The organism is Streptomyces sp. NPDC111507 (assembly GCF_055638955.1).
In genome coordinates this window covers 123124-137953 of record NZ_JBVKBU010000015.1, presented here as the reverse complement: position 1 = coordinate 137953, position 14830 = coordinate 123124, and the positions used below count along the sequence as shown (strand labels likewise).

General features: G+C 71.6%; 13 protein-coding genes and 1 pseudogene. 8 read left to right on the top strand and 6 right to left on the bottom strand.

Annotated elements, in window-relative coordinates:
- Positions 1 to 5: 5 nt before the first annotated feature.
- Positions 6 to 2396 carry a SpoIIE family protein phosphatase gene (locus ACZ7M2_RS40470; RefSeq protein WP_471599568.1) on the bottom strand — a complete coding sequence of 797 codons (2391 nt, stop codon included), beginning with the start codon at positions 2394 to 2396 and terminating at the stop codon, positions 6 to 8.
- A gap of 181 nt (positions 2397 to 2577) precedes the next feature.
- Positions 2578 to 3519: an AraC family transcriptional regulator gene (locus ACZ7M2_RS40465; protein WP_471599567.1), complete on the bottom strand. Its 942-nt coding sequence runs from the start codon at positions 3517 to 3519 to the stop codon at positions 2578 to 2580.
- A gap of 188 nt (positions 3520 to 3707) precedes the next feature.
- On the opposite strand from ACZ7M2_RS40465, the gene ACZ7M2_RS40460 reads away from it, so the two are divergent.
- From ACZ7M2_RS40460 to ACZ7M2_RS40440, 5 genes are all read left to right on the top strand, one after another.
- Positions 3708 to 5198 (top strand): ATP-binding protein, encoded by a 1491-nt coding sequence (locus ACZ7M2_RS40460; protein ID WP_471599566.1) that lies wholly within the window; start codon positions 3708 to 3710, stop codon positions 5196 to 5198.
- Complete coding sequence (locus ACZ7M2_RS40455; protein ID WP_067375890.1) at positions 5195 to 5608, top strand: roadblock/LC7 domain-containing protein; 414 nt, start codon at positions 5195 to 5197, stop codon at positions 5606 to 5608. The genes ACZ7M2_RS40460 and ACZ7M2_RS40455 overlap by 4 nt, the downstream gene beginning before the upstream one ends.
- Entirely contained in the window at positions 5605 to 5964 is a 360-nt protein-coding gene (locus tag ACZ7M2_RS40450; RefSeq protein ID WP_054236780.1) for a DUF742 domain-containing protein, read from the top strand. Before ACZ7M2_RS40455 ends, ACZ7M2_RS40450 begins: the two co-directional genes overlap by 4 nt.
- Positions 5942 to 6547 carry a GTP-binding protein gene (locus ACZ7M2_RS40445; protein WP_120985597.1) on the top strand — a complete coding sequence of 202 codons (606 nt, stop codon included), beginning with the start codon at positions 5942 to 5944 and terminating at the stop codon, positions 6545 to 6547. The genes ACZ7M2_RS40450 and ACZ7M2_RS40445 overlap by 23 nt, the downstream gene beginning before the upstream one ends.
- Before the next feature lie 83 nt (positions 6548 to 6630).
- On the top strand, positions 6631 to 7929 hold the full coding sequence (locus tag ACZ7M2_RS40440) for a cytochrome P450 (protein ID WP_471599641.1): 1299 nt from the start codon (positions 6631 to 6633) through the stop codon (positions 7927 to 7929).
- 10 nt (positions 7930 to 7939) lie between these two features.
- Here the strand turns inward: ACZ7M2_RS40440 and ACZ7M2_RS40435 are convergent, their stop codons facing one another.
- From ACZ7M2_RS40435 to ACZ7M2_RS40425, 3 genes are all read right to left on the bottom strand, one after another.
- Positions 7940 to 9202 carry a cytochrome P450 family protein gene (locus ACZ7M2_RS40435; protein ID WP_471599565.1) on the bottom strand — a complete coding sequence of 421 codons (1263 nt, stop codon included), beginning with the start codon at positions 9200 to 9202 and terminating at the stop codon, positions 7940 to 7942.
- Between the two features lie 227 nt (positions 9203 to 9429).
- Positions 9430 to 9849, bottom strand: coding sequence for a DUF6114 domain-containing protein (locus ACZ7M2_RS40430; protein WP_403701027.1), 420 nt, complete (start codon positions 9847 to 9849; stop codon positions 9430 to 9432).
- Positions 9849 to 10505, bottom strand: a complete 657-nt coding sequence (locus tag ACZ7M2_RS40425) for a DUF6230 family protein (RefSeq protein WP_054236784.1) — start codon at positions 10503 to 10505, stop codon at positions 9849 to 9851. The genes ACZ7M2_RS40430 and ACZ7M2_RS40425 overlap by 1 nt, the downstream gene beginning before the upstream one ends.
- A gap of 665 nt (positions 10506 to 11170) precedes the next feature.
- Here ACZ7M2_RS40425 and ACZ7M2_RS40420 point away from each other — a divergent pair.
- Complete coding sequence (locus tag ACZ7M2_RS40420) at positions 11171 to 11821, top strand: Tat pathway signal sequence domain protein (protein WP_351426005.1); 651 nt, start codon at positions 11171 to 11173, stop codon at positions 11819 to 11821.
- 34 nt (positions 11822 to 11855) lie between these two features.
- Here the strand turns inward: ACZ7M2_RS40420 and ACZ7M2_RS40415 are convergent, their stop codons facing one another.
- Positions 11856 to 12800, bottom strand: a complete 945-nt coding sequence (locus ACZ7M2_RS40415; protein ID WP_471599564.1) for a lytic polysaccharide monooxygenase auxiliary activity family 9 protein — start codon at positions 12798 to 12800, stop codon at positions 11856 to 11858.
- Positions 12801 to 13319: 519 nt separating this feature from the next.
- Here ACZ7M2_RS40415 and ACZ7M2_RS40410 point away from each other — a divergent pair.
- Both ACZ7M2_RS40410 and ACZ7M2_RS40405 read left to right on the top strand, forming a co-directional pair.
- A pseudogene (locus ACZ7M2_RS40410) lies at positions 13320 to 13583 on the top strand (proprotein convertase P-domain-containing protein); the annotation flags it as partial.
- A gap of 77 nt (positions 13584 to 13660) precedes the next feature.
- Positions 13661 to 14827, top strand: a complete 1167-nt coding sequence (locus ACZ7M2_RS40405; protein WP_471599563.1) for a damage-control phosphatase ARMT1 family protein — start codon at positions 13661 to 13663, stop codon at positions 14825 to 14827.
- Positions 14828 to 14830 lie beyond the last annotated feature (3 nt).

Below are 14830 nucleotides of genomic sequence, written 5' to 3'. Positions count from 1 at the left end.
CGCGATCACTCGAACGGCAGTGCCTGTTCGGCCCAGATCGTCTTTCCCGTGCCGGTGGTGCGGGTGCCCCAGCGGTCGGTGAGCTGGGCGACGAGGAGCAGTCCGCGGCCGCCCTCGTCGAAGGTGCGGGCCCGGCGCAGATGGGGTGAGGTGCTGCTGGCGTCGGAGACCTCGCAGATGAGGGTGCGGTCGCGGATGAGCCGGAGCTGGATGGGCGCGCCGCCGTAGCGGATGGCGTTGGTGACCAGTTCACTGACGACGAGTTCGGTGACGAACGCGACCTCGTCGAGCCCCCAGCGGGCCAGCTGGTCGGTCGCGTACTGCCGGGCGGTGGCGACCTCCGCCGGATCGGCGGGCAGGTCCCACACCGCCACCTCGTCGCTGTCCAGGGTGCGGGTGCGGGCCAGCAGCAGGGCCACGTCGTCCTTGGGATGCTGCGGTAGCAGCACCTGGAGCACGTTGTCGCAGGCCTCGTCCAGATTTCCGGCGGGGACCGTCAGCGCGCTGCACAGCACGGCCGTGCCCGCGTCCGCGTCGAGGTGGCGGGCCTCGAAGAGACCGTCGGTGTAGAGGGCGAGGACGGTGCCTTCCGGCAGGTGCAGCTCGGTGGCCTCGAAGGGGAGCCCGCCCACGCCGAGCATCGGTCCCGCGCTCACCTCGACGACCTTCACGGTGCCGTCCGGGAACAGCACGGCGGGCGGCGGGTGCCCGGCCGTGGCGACGGCGCAGTGCCCGGAGACCGGGTCGTACACCGCGTACAGGCAGGTGGCGCCGATCTCCGCGCCCGTCGGGCTCTCGTCGGCCGCCAGGTGCCCGACCAGGTCGTCGAGGTGGGTGAGCAGCTCCTCCGGGGGCAGGTCGACGTCGGCCAGCGTCCACACCGCCGTACGGAGCCGGCCCATCGTGACGGAGGCGTGGATGCCGTGCCCGACGACATCGCCGACGACGAGCGCCACCCGGGTCCCGGACAGCGGGATCACATCGAACCAGTCGCCGCCGACGCCCGCCCGCGACAGCGCCGGAAGGTAGCGGGAGGCGAACTCGACCGCCGCCTGTCCCGCCATCGCCTGGGGCAGCAGACTGCGCTGGAGGGCCAGGGCGGTCGTGCGCTCCTTGGCATACCGGCGGGCGTTGTCCACGCAGACGGCCGTGCGGCTGGCCAGCTCCTGGGCCAGCGACACGTCGTCCTGGTCGAAGGGGTCCGGACTCTCGGCGGTGAGCAGCCTCACGAAGACCGCCACCCCCAGCGTCGTACCGCGCGCCACCAGCGGTACCGCCATCAGTGAGAAGTCCCGGCGGTCCGCTTGGTGCGGCTTGGCGGCCTGGGCGCCGCGCCGGCTGAGCCATCCGTCGAGGTCCGGGTCGCCGGTTCTGGTGAGCACCGCGTGCCCGGTGACCAGGGCGCGGACCGGTGGGGAGGAGGACGGGTAGACGTCCGCCGCGCCCAGGTCGATCGCCGCTTCCTGCACGCCGGCGGTACGGGAGTGGTGCGCGACCCGGCGCAGCTCCACATCGGCTTCCACCGGGCCGCCGGTGGGCTCCTCGCCCTCGACCACCGAGTCCAGCAGGTCCACGCTCACGAAGTCGGCCAGCCCGGGCACCGCCAGCTGGGCCAGCTCACGGGCGGTGTGGATCACGTCCAGCGTTGTACCGATGGCGGCGGCGGACTTGCTCAGTAGGGCGAGCCGCTGCCGGGCCCGGTACTGCTCGGTGCTGTCGTAACCGGCCAGCGAGACGCCGAGCAACTGTCCGGAGGGGGCCCGCAGCGGCCACATCTCGATGTTCCAGGCGTGCATATGCAGTCCGGAGGGGGCCCGGGTCCAGCTCTCGTAGTGGACGGGACGGCCGGTCTCGACCACCTGGCGCAGATGGTTGAAGAAGCCGCGGCTGTGCTCCGCGTCCTCGACGGTGTCCGGAAAGTAGCGGTAGAGGACCTCGGCCTCCTGGACGCCCATGATCCGGCAGGCGGTGTCGTTCATCCGCAGATAGCGCTGTTCCGTGTCGAAGACCGACATCGACACCGACGCCTGCTTGAACGCCAGCTCTCCCAGGTCGCGGCCCCGCCCGTCCGGCGCCGCGGTGATCACGTATCCGGCCGGCGCCCCCTCCAGGCCCTGGAGCGGGTACGCCCGCAGGGCCAGCTCGGTCCGCCGCCCGTCCGCACGCCGTACGGCCACCACACCGTGGCCGCCGTTCGCCCGCAGCGCCCGCCAGGCCTCGTCCGGGTCGCCGTCCAGCAGGTCCGACACCGGGCGGCCGGTGACCTCCGCCGCGGCGTACCCGGTCAGCAGCTGAGCGCCCTCGCTCCAGCCGGTCACGACACCGTGCGCGTCGACCACCATCATGGCGTCACCGGCCGTGGTTGCCCGCCCAGCATCGCCCGGGATTTTCACCATATGTACAAGGATGGTGTGATCCGGCAGTCACATCAACCCGGAATGGGCCGGAATCCGGTCCAGGAAGGGTCGCTCAGCAGCCGCGGAGGGTCCTCCGGCGCCACGGCCTCCGGCCCGGCCCCGGTGAGGCGGGCGCTCTGCTTTCAGGGGCGCGGCCCGGGGCGCCGGCCGCACCACGGCGTCACGGCCGCCGCCCCCCGGACCGCATCTCCCGCGGACTCACCCCGTACCGCTGCCGAAACGCCGTACTCAGCGCACTCGCCGAGGAGAACCCCGAGGCGAAGGCCAGATCGGTGATGGTCAGGTGCTCGCAGTCGCCGCACTGGAGACGCTCACGCACCAGCCGCAGCCGCTCCTCGCGAATGAGCTCGCGCGGAGTGGTGCCGGCGCGCTGCAGGGCCAGCTGGATCTGACGCAGGGACCAGCCGAGCGTGTGCGCCATGGACGTACCGGTGAGACCCGGGTCGGCGGCGTGTTCACGGACGTAGCGGCGGACCATCGTCTCCACGTCGGTGAGTTGGCCCGCCCCGTCGGGGCGGTCGTCGCCGAGGGTGAGCATGCACAGCAGCTCGACGACACGGTCGGAGACGGCGTTGAAGTGCGGGTCGGTGAGGTGCTCCCGCTCCGCGTGCAGGTCGCCGATCATGGAGCTCACCACCCGGCCGAGCCCCCTGCGCAGATCGATCCCGGTGGCCAGCGGCGACTTGCGGTTCAGCGGGCCGTCCATCTCGCGCGCGGGGATGGTGAGGACGAACGCGTGCGTCGAGGCGTCCTGGAGGCACTCGAAGGGCGCCCCGAAGCTGACGAGGGTGCCGGTGCCCGGTGTCAGCCGGGCCTCCTGGCCGTCCTGCCGCAGCACGATCTCCCCGCTGAGCGGCAGCAGTAATCGGTAGTCCTCGTCGGGGTCCTGGCGGACCTGGCGGGCGGTCCTGCTGTACGCGACCTCGTCCGACCAGAACTTGACGAGCTGATAGCGCTCGGTGCGCTGGCGGACCGTGGTGCCACGGAAGTCGTCGGTGCGCGCGTACCGGTAGCCCATGCTGGACTGGTAGGACCCGACGTGCTCGCTCCAGAAGTCGGCCCGCTCGCGCGGATCCACCTCCGCGGTCGTCCGTGTTTCCACGATGTAGCTTTCCGCGGGCAAAGACACCCTCAACTCCCGTGCAGCGAGCGGTAGTTACTCCATGTCAGCCTAGTGCATACAGTCCGTGCGCCCCACGGCAACTTCCTTGCGCGCGACGGCAAGCGCTTGTACGGGCGGGCGGCTAGGGTCGTGCGACCCGTCAACTTGCATATGCCATTGAGGACTTCATGACCGAACGGATACCGGAGGCGGCGTTCTGGTGCCTGGCCGCCGGGCTGCTCGCCGTCATCGTGCTGCTGGTGCGCCAGCGCGGGATCACGGGACGGCAGCGCGGCCGGAGCGCCGAGCTCGCGGACGCGCTGCGGGCCCGGGACGAGGAGCTGCGCCACCTGGTCGCGGTCCGCCTGCCCGCGCTCGAAAGCGCCCCGCACCAGCCCGCCTCCGCGACGGGGCACCACCTCGCCGTGACGGGGCACCCTCTCTCCGCACCAGGTCAGACCCTGCCCGCGGCCGGTTCGTCCCCGCCCGCACCGGCCCTCCCCGCAGTGGGCCTCCTCGACGCGCGGCTGGCCGACACCGACTTCGCGAAGTGCCTCGACGGCCTCCTGGAGCGGTTCTCCGACGCCGTGCGGCACGCACAGGCCCGCGCCGACCAGTCCGCGAAGGCCGCCCTCAAGGCGTCGATGCGCTCCATCCAGGCTCTCGCCAACGAGCAGCAGGTGTCCATCTCGGAGATGCAGGACCGCCACGACCACCCCGACGTGCTGCGCGACCTGCTCGAGATCGACCACACCAACGCCCAGTTCGGCCGTCGCGCACAGGCCATCGCCGTACTCTGCGGATCCTGGCCAGGACGCCAACGAGCCACCTCACCGCTCATCGAGGTGGTCCGCGGCGCGACCTCCCGCATCCGCGACTACCGGCGCATCCGCATCAACGGACAGGCCGACATCGCCGTCGAGAGCCGGGCCGTCGAACCGGTCGTCCTCGCCGTCGCCGAACTCCTGGACAACGCCGCGCGCCACTCGCAGCCCAACACCACGGTCGAGGTCGGCGTCCAGGCGGTGCACAACGGCGCCGTCGTGGTCATCGACGACGCGGGCGTCGGCATGGACAGCCGCGGGTCCGAGCACGCAGCCGCGCTGCTGACCGGCCGCCGCGCGGTGGACGTCACCCGCCTCGACGACCCGCCCCAGTTCGGCTTCGCCGTCATCGGCGTCCTCGCCGCCCGCTACGGGTTCAGTGTCTCCGTGGACACCCGCTCGCCGTACGGCGGCGTCCGCGCCGTGGTCTTCGTACCGGCCGCGCTGCTCACCCATGCCGACCCGGTCCAGGAGCCCCCACCGCCGAGGGAACCGGCGCGCACGCCCCGTCGTACGGCCCGGACGAGCGGGCCCGCGGAGGCGACGACCGCCGGCGGACTGCCCAAGCGGCGCCGCCGCGCACCCGTATCCCCGCCCGCCGCCGCACAGCCCCCGGCGGCACCGGGCGAACCAGCCGCGCCGGCCGCACCGGCCGAGGAGAGCGTGGGCCGCTCCGCGGAGGAGAACGCCCGGCGCATGGGCGCGTTCGCGCGCGGCACCCGCTCCGCGCGGGCCGAGCAGGACACGGAGTCCGCGCGGGCCGGGCAGGACACCGCGCCCTCCTCACGTACCGCGGCCGAAGCCCCCCACGACATCGAAGCCCCCCACGAATCCGAAGGGAACACACAGGGATGATCGCGCCCATGACCAACGAGCTGGGGTGGATGCTCGACGAGGTCCTGAAGGTGCCGGAGGCGCGACACGCCATCCTGCTGTCCGCCGACGGCATGCTCCGGGCCCACTCCGCGGACATCGGCCGCGACGACGCGGAGCGGCTGGCCGCGGGCCTGTCCGGGGTGCAGTCGATCAGCCGCAGCACCGCCGAGTTCTGCGGCAGCGCGACCGCCCCGTGGCGGCAGACCCTGATCGAGTTCGCGCACGGATACGTCTTCCTCGTCGCCGCCGGGCAGGGCGCCCACCTCGCGGTGTCCACCGGCGAGAACGTGGACATGGAGGCGGTCACCTACCGCATGCACAAGTTGGTCGACCGGCTCGGCAAGGAGCTGACCAGCCCGGCCCGGCAGGACACCGGCAGCCCGGCATGACGCCGGGGCGCCGGCCGGGCGGGAGGCTGGTGCGGTCGTACGTCGTCACGGACGGCCGCGCCCACCCCTCCCGGAACACCCTTGACCTCGTCACCCTGCTGATCGCCGCCGACGACCTGCCGCTGACGGGGCTGAACCCGGAGAAGCGCCGGCTGATGGAGCTGTGCCGGCCCGGAGCGCTGTCGGTCGCCGAGGTGGCCGGTCATCTGGAACTCCCGGTCAGCGTCACCAAAGTACTGATCGCCGACCTCATGGACAGCGGTCACCTCGTCACCCGGGCGCCGGTACCGGCCGCCCGTCTCTCCGACGCCCGCATCCTCCAGGAGGTACTGGATGGGCTCCGCGCCCGCCTCTGACGACGTCCACCTCGGCCCGGGTGTGCGAACCGCGGTCAAACTCCTGATCGTGGGCCACTTCGCGGTCGGCAAGACCACGTTCGTCGGCGCGCTCTCCGAGATCCGGCCGCTGCGCACCGAGGAGGTGATGACCGAGGCGGGCGCACGCGTCGACGACCTCGCCGGTTCGAGGGAGAAGACGACCACCACCGTCGCCCTCGACTTCGGCCGCCTCACCCTCAGCGACGCCCTGGTGCTCTACCTCTTCGGCACGCCCGGACAGCACCGCTTCACCGAACTCTGGAAGGACATGACCAGCGGAGCGCTCGGCGCGCTGGTGCTGGCCGACACCCGGCGGCTGTCCGAGTCCTTCGACGTCATGGGCGTACTGGAGGAGCTGGGCCTGCCCTACGCCGTCGCCCTCAACGACTTCGACGCCGCCTCCGCGGCGCACGACCTGGACGAGGTGCGCGAGGCCCTCGACCTGCTGCCCTCGACCCCGCTCGTGCGCTGCGACGCCCGCGACCGGGTCTCGTCCACCGAGGCGCTGATCGCCCTCGTCGAGTACCTGATGACCCGCAGCGGCGAACTGGAGCCCGTGTGACCTCCGAACCACCACCGCCCGTACCGCCACCGTCCCCGTCGCCACCGTCCGGGCCACCGCCCGGCTGCCCGGCGCACGAGCCCCTGTACGGGCCCGGGTTCGCGGCCGACCCCGCCGCCGTCTACCGGCGGCTGCGTACGGCGGGACCGACCGCACCCGTCGAGCTCGCACCCGGCGTCAGGGCCACCCTCGTCACCTCCTACGACGCCGCCCTGCACGTCCTGCGCACTCCGGAGACCTTCTCCAAGGACCCCCGCCGCTGGCGCGACCTCGCCGACGGGACCGTTCCGCCGGACAGCCCGGTCGTGCCGATGATGATGTACCGGCCCAACGCGCTGTTCACCGACGGTGAGCAGCACGAGAGGCTGCGCGGCGCGATCACCGACAGCCTCGCGCTCGTCGATCCGAACACCCTGCGCGGCTATGTGGAGCGCAGCGCCGACACCCTCATCGACCGCTTCGCGCCGCTCGGCACGGCGGACCTGCTCGGCGAGTACGCGCAGGTCCTGCCGCTGCTGGTCTTCAACCACCTCTTCGGCTGCCCGGCCGAGTACGGGGTCCGGCTGGTCGAGGGCATGTCCGGGATCTTCGACGGGGTGGACGCGGAGAGGGCCGACGAACTGCTGACCAGCACCCTGCTCGACCTGGTCGCGCTGAAGCGGGGCAACCCCGGTCAGGACATGACGTCCTGGCTGATGGCGCACCCCGCGGACCTCACCGACGAGGAGATGATCCACACCCTCGTGGTGCTGATGGGCGCCGGCACAGAGCCCCAGCAGAACCTGATCGCGAACAGCCTGCGGCTGCTGCTGTCCGACGAACGGTTCGCGGGCGACCTGTCCGGCGGCAGCCTCCCGGTGGAGGACGCCCTCGACGAGGTGCTGTGGACCGATCCGCCGATCGCCAACTACGCCGTGCACTATCCGCTGCACGACGTCGTGTACGAGGGAGCGGTGCTGCGCGCCGGCGATCCGCTGGTCGTCAGTCTCGCCGCGGCCAACACCGATCCCGCCCTCACGGCCGATCAACGGGCGGGCAACCGGGCCCACTTGGCGTGGAGCGCGGGACCCCACAACTGCCCGGCGCAGAGCCCGGCCCGGCTGATCGCGACGGCCGCGGTGGAGAAGCTCCTCGACCGCCTCCCGGATGTCGAACTGGGTGTGGCGCTGGGGGAGTTGTCCTGGCGGCCCGGCCCCTTCCACCGCGCGCTGGCAGCGCTGCCCGTACGTTTCCCGCCCACCACGGCGGTCCAACGGCCCGAAGGCGAGCGGCAGTCGTACGCGAGCCCTCTCCCGGCTCTGGTGACCGAGCCTCCCGCTCCGCAGCCCGACCGCCCGCGCAGCGGCTGGACCCGACTCCTGTCCTGGTGGCGCGGCGAGTGAGCGCCGGCCGCTAGCGGATCCGGGCGGGCAGGGTGCGGTGGCCGTTGGAGATGAAGGAGTCCACCGGCTCCAGATCCGATGCCGGTACGGCGAGCCGGAGGTCGGGGAAGCGGTCGAAGAGGGCGGGGAGGGCGATGCGGGCCTCCAGGCGGCCCAGCGGGGCGCCGAGGCAGCGGTGGACTCCGTGTCCGAAGGCGAGGTGCTCCTTGTCCGCCCGGGTGACGTCGAAGAGGTCGGCGTCCTTGCCGTGGCGCTCGGGATCGCGTCCGGCGGCGGCGTACGCGGCGAGGATCGCCTCGCCCCGGCCGATCACCGTGCCGTCAGGACCGCCCAGCTCGGCGAGGTCGAGGTCCTCCACGGCGTAGCGCAGCGGCAGGCTCGCGACGGGCGCCTCGACCCGCAGGGTCTCCTCGATCAGGTCGTCCCAGGTGGCGCGTCCGGCACGGAGGTGGGCGAGCTGCTCGGGGTGGGTGAGCAGGGCGTGCACGGCGTTGTCGATGAGGTTGACCGTGGTCTCGTGACCGGCGCTGACCATCAGGACCAGCGTGTCGAGCAGCTCCTGCTCGCTCAGCCGGCCGTCGCCCTCGTCGCGGGACGCGATGAGGTCGGAGGTCAGGTCGTCGCCGGGCGACTCCCGCTTCTCGGCGACCAGTTCACCCAGTACGGCGTACAGCCTGGCGTAGTTGCCCGTCACCTCCTCGGGCTGCGCGGAGGTGTGGAAGATGCTGTCCACCAGGTCCCTGAGGTCCGCCCGCTTGTCCTCGGGCAGTCCGAAGAGTTCGCTGATCACCTGGATGGGGATCGGATAGCAGAACTCCTCGCGCAGATCGACGACTTCGCCGTGCCGGCCGGCCTCGGCGATGCGGTCGAGGAGGCCGGAGGTGATCTCCTCGATCCTGGGTTGCAGCGCGGCCGTGCGGCGGGCCGTGAACGCCGTGGAGACGAGGGTCCGCAGCCGCCTGTGGTCGCCGCCGTACGCGGTGAACATGTTCTGCACCGCGACCCAGGTGAACAGCGGCCACTCGGGGGAGATCTCCCCGTTGATCCAGGCGGGCCAGTGCCGGCGCGGGTCCTTGGACACCCTTGGGTCCAGGAGCAGCCGTTTGAGCAGCTCGGGGCTGCTGACCGCCCAGGCCTCGACGCCATCGGGCAGGGCGACACGGGTCGCCGGTCCGCGCGCGCGGATGCGGGCCGCCTCCGCGTGGATGTCACGGCCCGTCGCGTCCACCACCAAGGGGCTCGGGTTGCCCGTCAAGGGACTCGGGATTCCCATCGGAAGCCTCCCTGGCGCTCGGATGTCGGTACGGCGTGTCACGCTACGCGAGGGTGGCGTCCCCCGACGCGACCGTCCGGTATCCACTGCGTGCGAGGGCAAATTCCCTGCGCGTACAAGCAAGTTGGAGGACAGTCCGCCTCCTGGAGCCGTACCGTCACAGCTCCCGCCCCGGCCGCCCATTGCCCTGAGCTCGGCCGGGGCGGACCCCTTCCGTTTCGCTTTTCCTACGCCTCGGTCGCCATCTGCTGCCGGCGGCGCCTGCGCAGCAGACGCCGCTTGCGCGGCTCCTGCTGGGGAAGCCAGCCGAAGGCCAGGCAACTGCCGGTCGCTCCGAGCAGGAGGCCGATGAAGAAGCCGCCGAGGTTGGAGGTGAGCCAGGTGCCGAGGGACAGGAGGATGCCGAGCAGGGAGTAGAAGAGGCGCTGCGTCGGGTTGAAGAGGATCAGCAGACCGCACAGGATCATGACCGTCGGCAGCAGATAGCCCGCCATGCCCTGCATCCCGATGTGCATGACGACCTTCAGGGACGCCTTCTCGGTGAGGAGGATCTCCGCCCCGCCCAGGGTGAGCAGCAGCCCGCCCCAGAAGGGGCGGTCCGCACGCCACTGCCGGAAGCCGGACCGCAGATCCTGGACGGTCGACATCAGCAGCCCGAGTCGCTGAAGCGGAGCTTGAGACCGGGAAGCTTGAACACGGCCGCCGTGGTGGCGTAGTTGGTCTGCCGCAGGTTCCCGATGTGGACGGTGTCGGCCTGCTGGCTGAAGACGCCCTTGTTCCCCTGGACCCCGGCCTTGTCGAGCGTGCTCGCGTCGTTGCCGATCTCGATGTTGTTGAAGGCCGCGTCGCCCGACAGCTCGGTCGAGTCGGTCGTCAGATTGGTCGCCTGGACCTTGTCCGTGCCACCGCCCGCGGTGATGACCAGGTTCGTACCGCCCAGGTCGACGCTCTGGCACAGCTTGGTGAGCGTCGCGTTCTTGATCGCGGAGGTGATGACGAGGACCTGGCCGCCGGTGTCGCCGGCGTTCGGGCTGCCGTCGGCCATGTTGTCGAGGTTGCCGAACTGCTCGAAGCCGGTGCCGTTGAGTTCGGTGGCCGTGACGGTGAACGGCATGCCGGAGATGGCGAACTGCACCCCCAGAGCGCCCTGGGCGGTGAGGATCATCAGTCCCGCGGCGACCGCGGTGGCAGGCACCGCCATCACCGCGGCGCGGCGCAGGCGGACCCGCCCGCGTCTGCCGGAACCGCTTTCGTTCTCGGGGGTCGAATCGGTGGACGCCGTGGCGTCCGAGGACGAGGCCATGTTCTGCTCCCTGGACATAGTCATGCAGGTGGGGCTTCAACGGGCACGTTGTCCTGGCGCGGACAGCGGCTGCCGCGCACGCCTCCTCACAACTCCCGGCGGTCGCAAGGGCTTTCTCGTTACGCAGCAGTAGCCGACATGGAAGTTACCGGGGGTTACATTCGTGGGTCAAGAGACATGTGGCAAAGGGATGTTGATTGTGTGCCAACTGTGGAGGCCTGGCCGTGCTGACCTCGGTCTCGGTCCCGCGACGCGCTCGTGGCCGGGTCGGCCGCCGCGTCGTTCTTGAGGCCGCGTTGACCTTCAACTTCCTTACTACGCCTTGACGTTGACCATTCATCAGGTCTAGAACTCTGCATGGTTTCCCTTGGATCCGTGGCGCCGGATCCGATGCGCGGCACGTACGCCACCTCCTGGACCCCCCGCTCCTCGCGGGGCGGCCGTGGCATGTCTGAACGTGCGGTGCGCTCCAACCCCGAAACCACCTCCCCCCGCGGCACCGGCACGGCACTTTCCCCCCTGAGCCGTGTCCGGTCGCCCGGCTTCCGCTGCCGGTCCGTGACGTAAGGAGAAGGCGTCACGGACCGGCAGCGGTCCGCCGGTGACCGCATGCCCGCGACGACCTCGTACCCACCCGCACCCCCGTCTGAGAAAGAGGCACCCCCATGCGCACTCGATCCCTGCTCGCCCTCCTCGGTACCGCCGCCGCGCTCTCGGTCTCCGCGATCGCCCCCGCCTCCGCGGACGACACCCCCGTGCTCACCGCCGGCGGAGCAGCCGTCGCCACCGGTGACGTCCTCACCGCCTCACTGGCGAGCGGCACCGCCGCCACGCTCTACTCCAGCGCGACCGGCACGAGCGGTGTCTCCTGTGCCGCGTCGACCTTCACCGCCTCCGTCACCGACAACCCGACGGCACCCGGCACGGCCACCGAGTCCCTCAGCGCCCACACTTTCGGCAGTTGCACCAGCAATGTCATCGGCGTGCTCGGCGTCACCAGTGTCACGGTCAACAACCTCCCGTACACCACCACGGTCGCCTCCGGCGGCACGGTCACCGTGACCCCGGCCGCCGGCTCCACCATCCAGACCACCGTCGTGCTGCGCACCCTGCTGGGCAGCATCAACTGCGTCTACCAGGCGCCCAGCCTGACCGGCACGGCGAGCAACACCGACAACAGCATCACCTTCACCAACCAGGCGTTCGCGAAGTCCTCGGGCTCCTCGCTCTGCTTCAGCAGCGGCTACTTCACCGCGAAGTACGCGCCCGTCTCCGACACCACCCAGTCGGGCAGCCCGGCGGTCACCGTCAACTGACCCGAGCCGGAACCGACCCGACCCGGACGGCCGGTCACCGACGGCGTCGCAGCGTGATGGCGACACCCGCGGTGAGCAGGAACGCGACCGCTCCCCCCGCCCCGGCGACGAGGGGGAGCGTGTTGCTGCCGCCGGACGAGCTGTCCGCGGCCGGTGCGAGATGGTCGGGCGCGGTCACCTCCGTCGTCGCCGCGGTGGTCTCCGGGGCGGGCGACGGTGACCGGTCGGTGGGGCTGACCGTGGTCGCGGTCGGCTCCTGGCTGGGCTGAGCCGTCCCCTTCGCCGTCGGTGTCGTACGCGCGGGAGACGCGGTCGTCGGCGTGGCGGCCCCGCCGCCGCTCGCGGCCGGGAAGACCACGTCCGAGCATGAGTAGTACGTGTCGCTCGTGCTCGTGTTCTGCCAGATCGTGTACAGCATCTGCCGGCCGGTCCGGTCGGAGGGCAGCGTGGCCTTGATCCGGTAGGCGCCGTTGACCAGCGCCGGGTCGGTCGCGGTGGCGAACGGTTTCGTCGGCAGATCGGACCACTTGAGGGGCTTGGTCGGGTCGTACCCGGGCTTGGACAGATACAGCTTGAAGGTCCCCGTGTGCGGAATCGTCGAACTGTAGGAGAGCGTGAAGGTCGCACCCGGCGTCATCCGCGTGGAGGGCCAGTCGGCGCGGGCCAGGTTCAGCCCCTTGTAGGCGGGCAGACCCCCGCTGCACAGCTGCCCGTCCGGGATCACCTGACGGTCCCTGCCGCCCACACCGGCGACCCGGAGGTTGTCCCAGGCGGTGAAGGGCGCGCCGTTCGCCGCGATCGCCGCCTTGCAGGCCGCCGTACCGGTGTTGCTGCCGCCTTCCGGCGAACAGGCCACCACCCGGCTGACCGGATCCGTGGGCGCGCCGTGCGCCTGGGCCGGACCGACGGCCCACGTCAGAAGAAGCAGCGGGGCCGCCACGGCGACAGCGGCCGCGGTGGCGGTGCGGTGTGCGGTCATCCGGTGGGTCTCCTCGCGGGGTGGGGACGGCGGGTGCGGCCGTACGGCATCGCGCGCAGGCGTGGCCGCACCGTGAAGTACGGGGGCACAGGGCCGTGCGTTCAGATGCGCGAGCCAGGTGAAACCGGGCACTCCCGGCCAACTGGGAGCCCTTGAGGGGCGGTTACCGGCCAGATCGAGGGTTTCCCCTGTATCCGTATTGCCTGGGCTTTGCCTATCGTTCAGGCACAGCCGACCCACAGGCAACCCTCGACAGGTCGCTCGCGACGTACGGCCGGCCCCCGCGCCGCTTCTGGACCGCGCCCCCCGCCGCTTCGACGACGAAGCGATTCGACCGCTGCTCCGCCGCGCCCCTCACCGCCCGGAGCCGGCCACGAAAGGCAAGCCCTTGCGTCCCGCCCCCTCACGAGAAGTCCGACGGAAGCTGATGTCCGTCGCCGCGGTCTCCGCGGCCCTGCCGGCCGGAATGACCACCACGATCGCCGCCGCCCAGCCGCCCAGCCGTCCACCGTGACCGCCACCGGCGAGGCGCCCTCCGCCCTCCAGGTCGGCGTCGGCATCACCCACACCTACCGTAGTGACCTGGTCATCGACCTGGTCGCCCCGAACGGCTCGACGTACCGCCTGAAGTCCTCCAGCACCTCGGACTCCGCGGACAACGCCAACACCACCTGCACGGTCGACGCGTCCAGTGAGACCGCGAACGGCACGTGGAGACTCCGCGTCCAGGACGTGGCCGCCTCGGACACCGGCAAGCTCAACGGCTGGAAACTGACCCTCTGAGCGCGGCCCACGGGGGGAGGGGCGGCCCACGCGCGGCGTGGGCCGCCCCTTTCGGCTCGGCCGGTACCGTGAGCCACATGTCTGAACCCGCCGACGCGCCCGTGATCCTCAGCGACGAGCCGGGCTCGTTCCCCTGGAGCGTGCTGGCCGAGCGGCATCCGGCCCTCATCCGGACGGTCCGGGACGCCTTCCCCTACGGCCCCGAGCAGCACCGCGCGCTCGACGCCCTGCTGAAGAACGCCACCGAGGGCGTCATCGAACCGCTCGGCGAGCGGGCGGCGGACCGCGAGCAGTGGGAGCGGTGGGGCGCCGAGGAGTACACAGGCCGCTCCTGGTTCGACGTGCCCTTCCTCTGGTCCGAGAGCTACTTCTACCGCCAACTCCTCGAAGCCGTCGGCTACTTCACCCCCGGCCCCTGGAAGGGAATCGACCCCTTCCGCCCCTTCAAGCTCGCGGAACTCGACACCCCGGAGGCCGACGAGGAGCTCGCCGCCCTCGACCCGCTGGCCGAGCGTCCGGTCGAGGAGCGGGAGGAGGCTCTGCTGCACGGCTCGCTGTGGGGCAACCGGGCGGACCTCGGCTTCCGTCTCGCCGCCGCGGACGAGGACTCGGACGTCAGCGCCCAACTGGTCGCCAATGAAGGCGAGTTGCTGCGGTCCCTCTTCCCTGGCGGCATCCTTTGCCTGGTCGCGGACAACTCCGGCCGGGAACTCATCCCCGATCTGCTCCTGATCGACCACCTGCTCCACCACCGCCGCGTCGGGCGGGCGCTCCTGCACGTGAAGCCGTACCCGTACTACGTCTCGGACGCCACGACCGCCGACGTGGTCGACGCCCTGCGCCACCTCATCGGCGCGAAGGGCGCGGCGGCCGAGTCCGGCCACCGGCTGTGGGCGGCCCTGACCGACGGTCGCCTCACCGTCCGGGCCCACCCCTTCTCCTGTGCCCCGCTGCCGTACGCCGACATGCCCGACGACCTGCGCCGTGAGTTCGCCGAAGCCGATGTGACCGTCGTGAAGGGCGACCTGAACTACCGCCGCCTGGTCGGCGACCGGCGCTACCCCGCCACCACCCCCTTCGCGGAGCCCACCGCGTACTTCCCGGGCCCGGTCGCCGCCCTGCGCACCCTCAAGTCCGATGTGATCGTGGGCCTGGACGCCCGCACGGAGGCCGCCCTCGACGCGGCCGAGGGCGGACGCTGGCGCACGAGCGGCACACACGCCCTGATCCAGGTGCGGGCCTGAGAG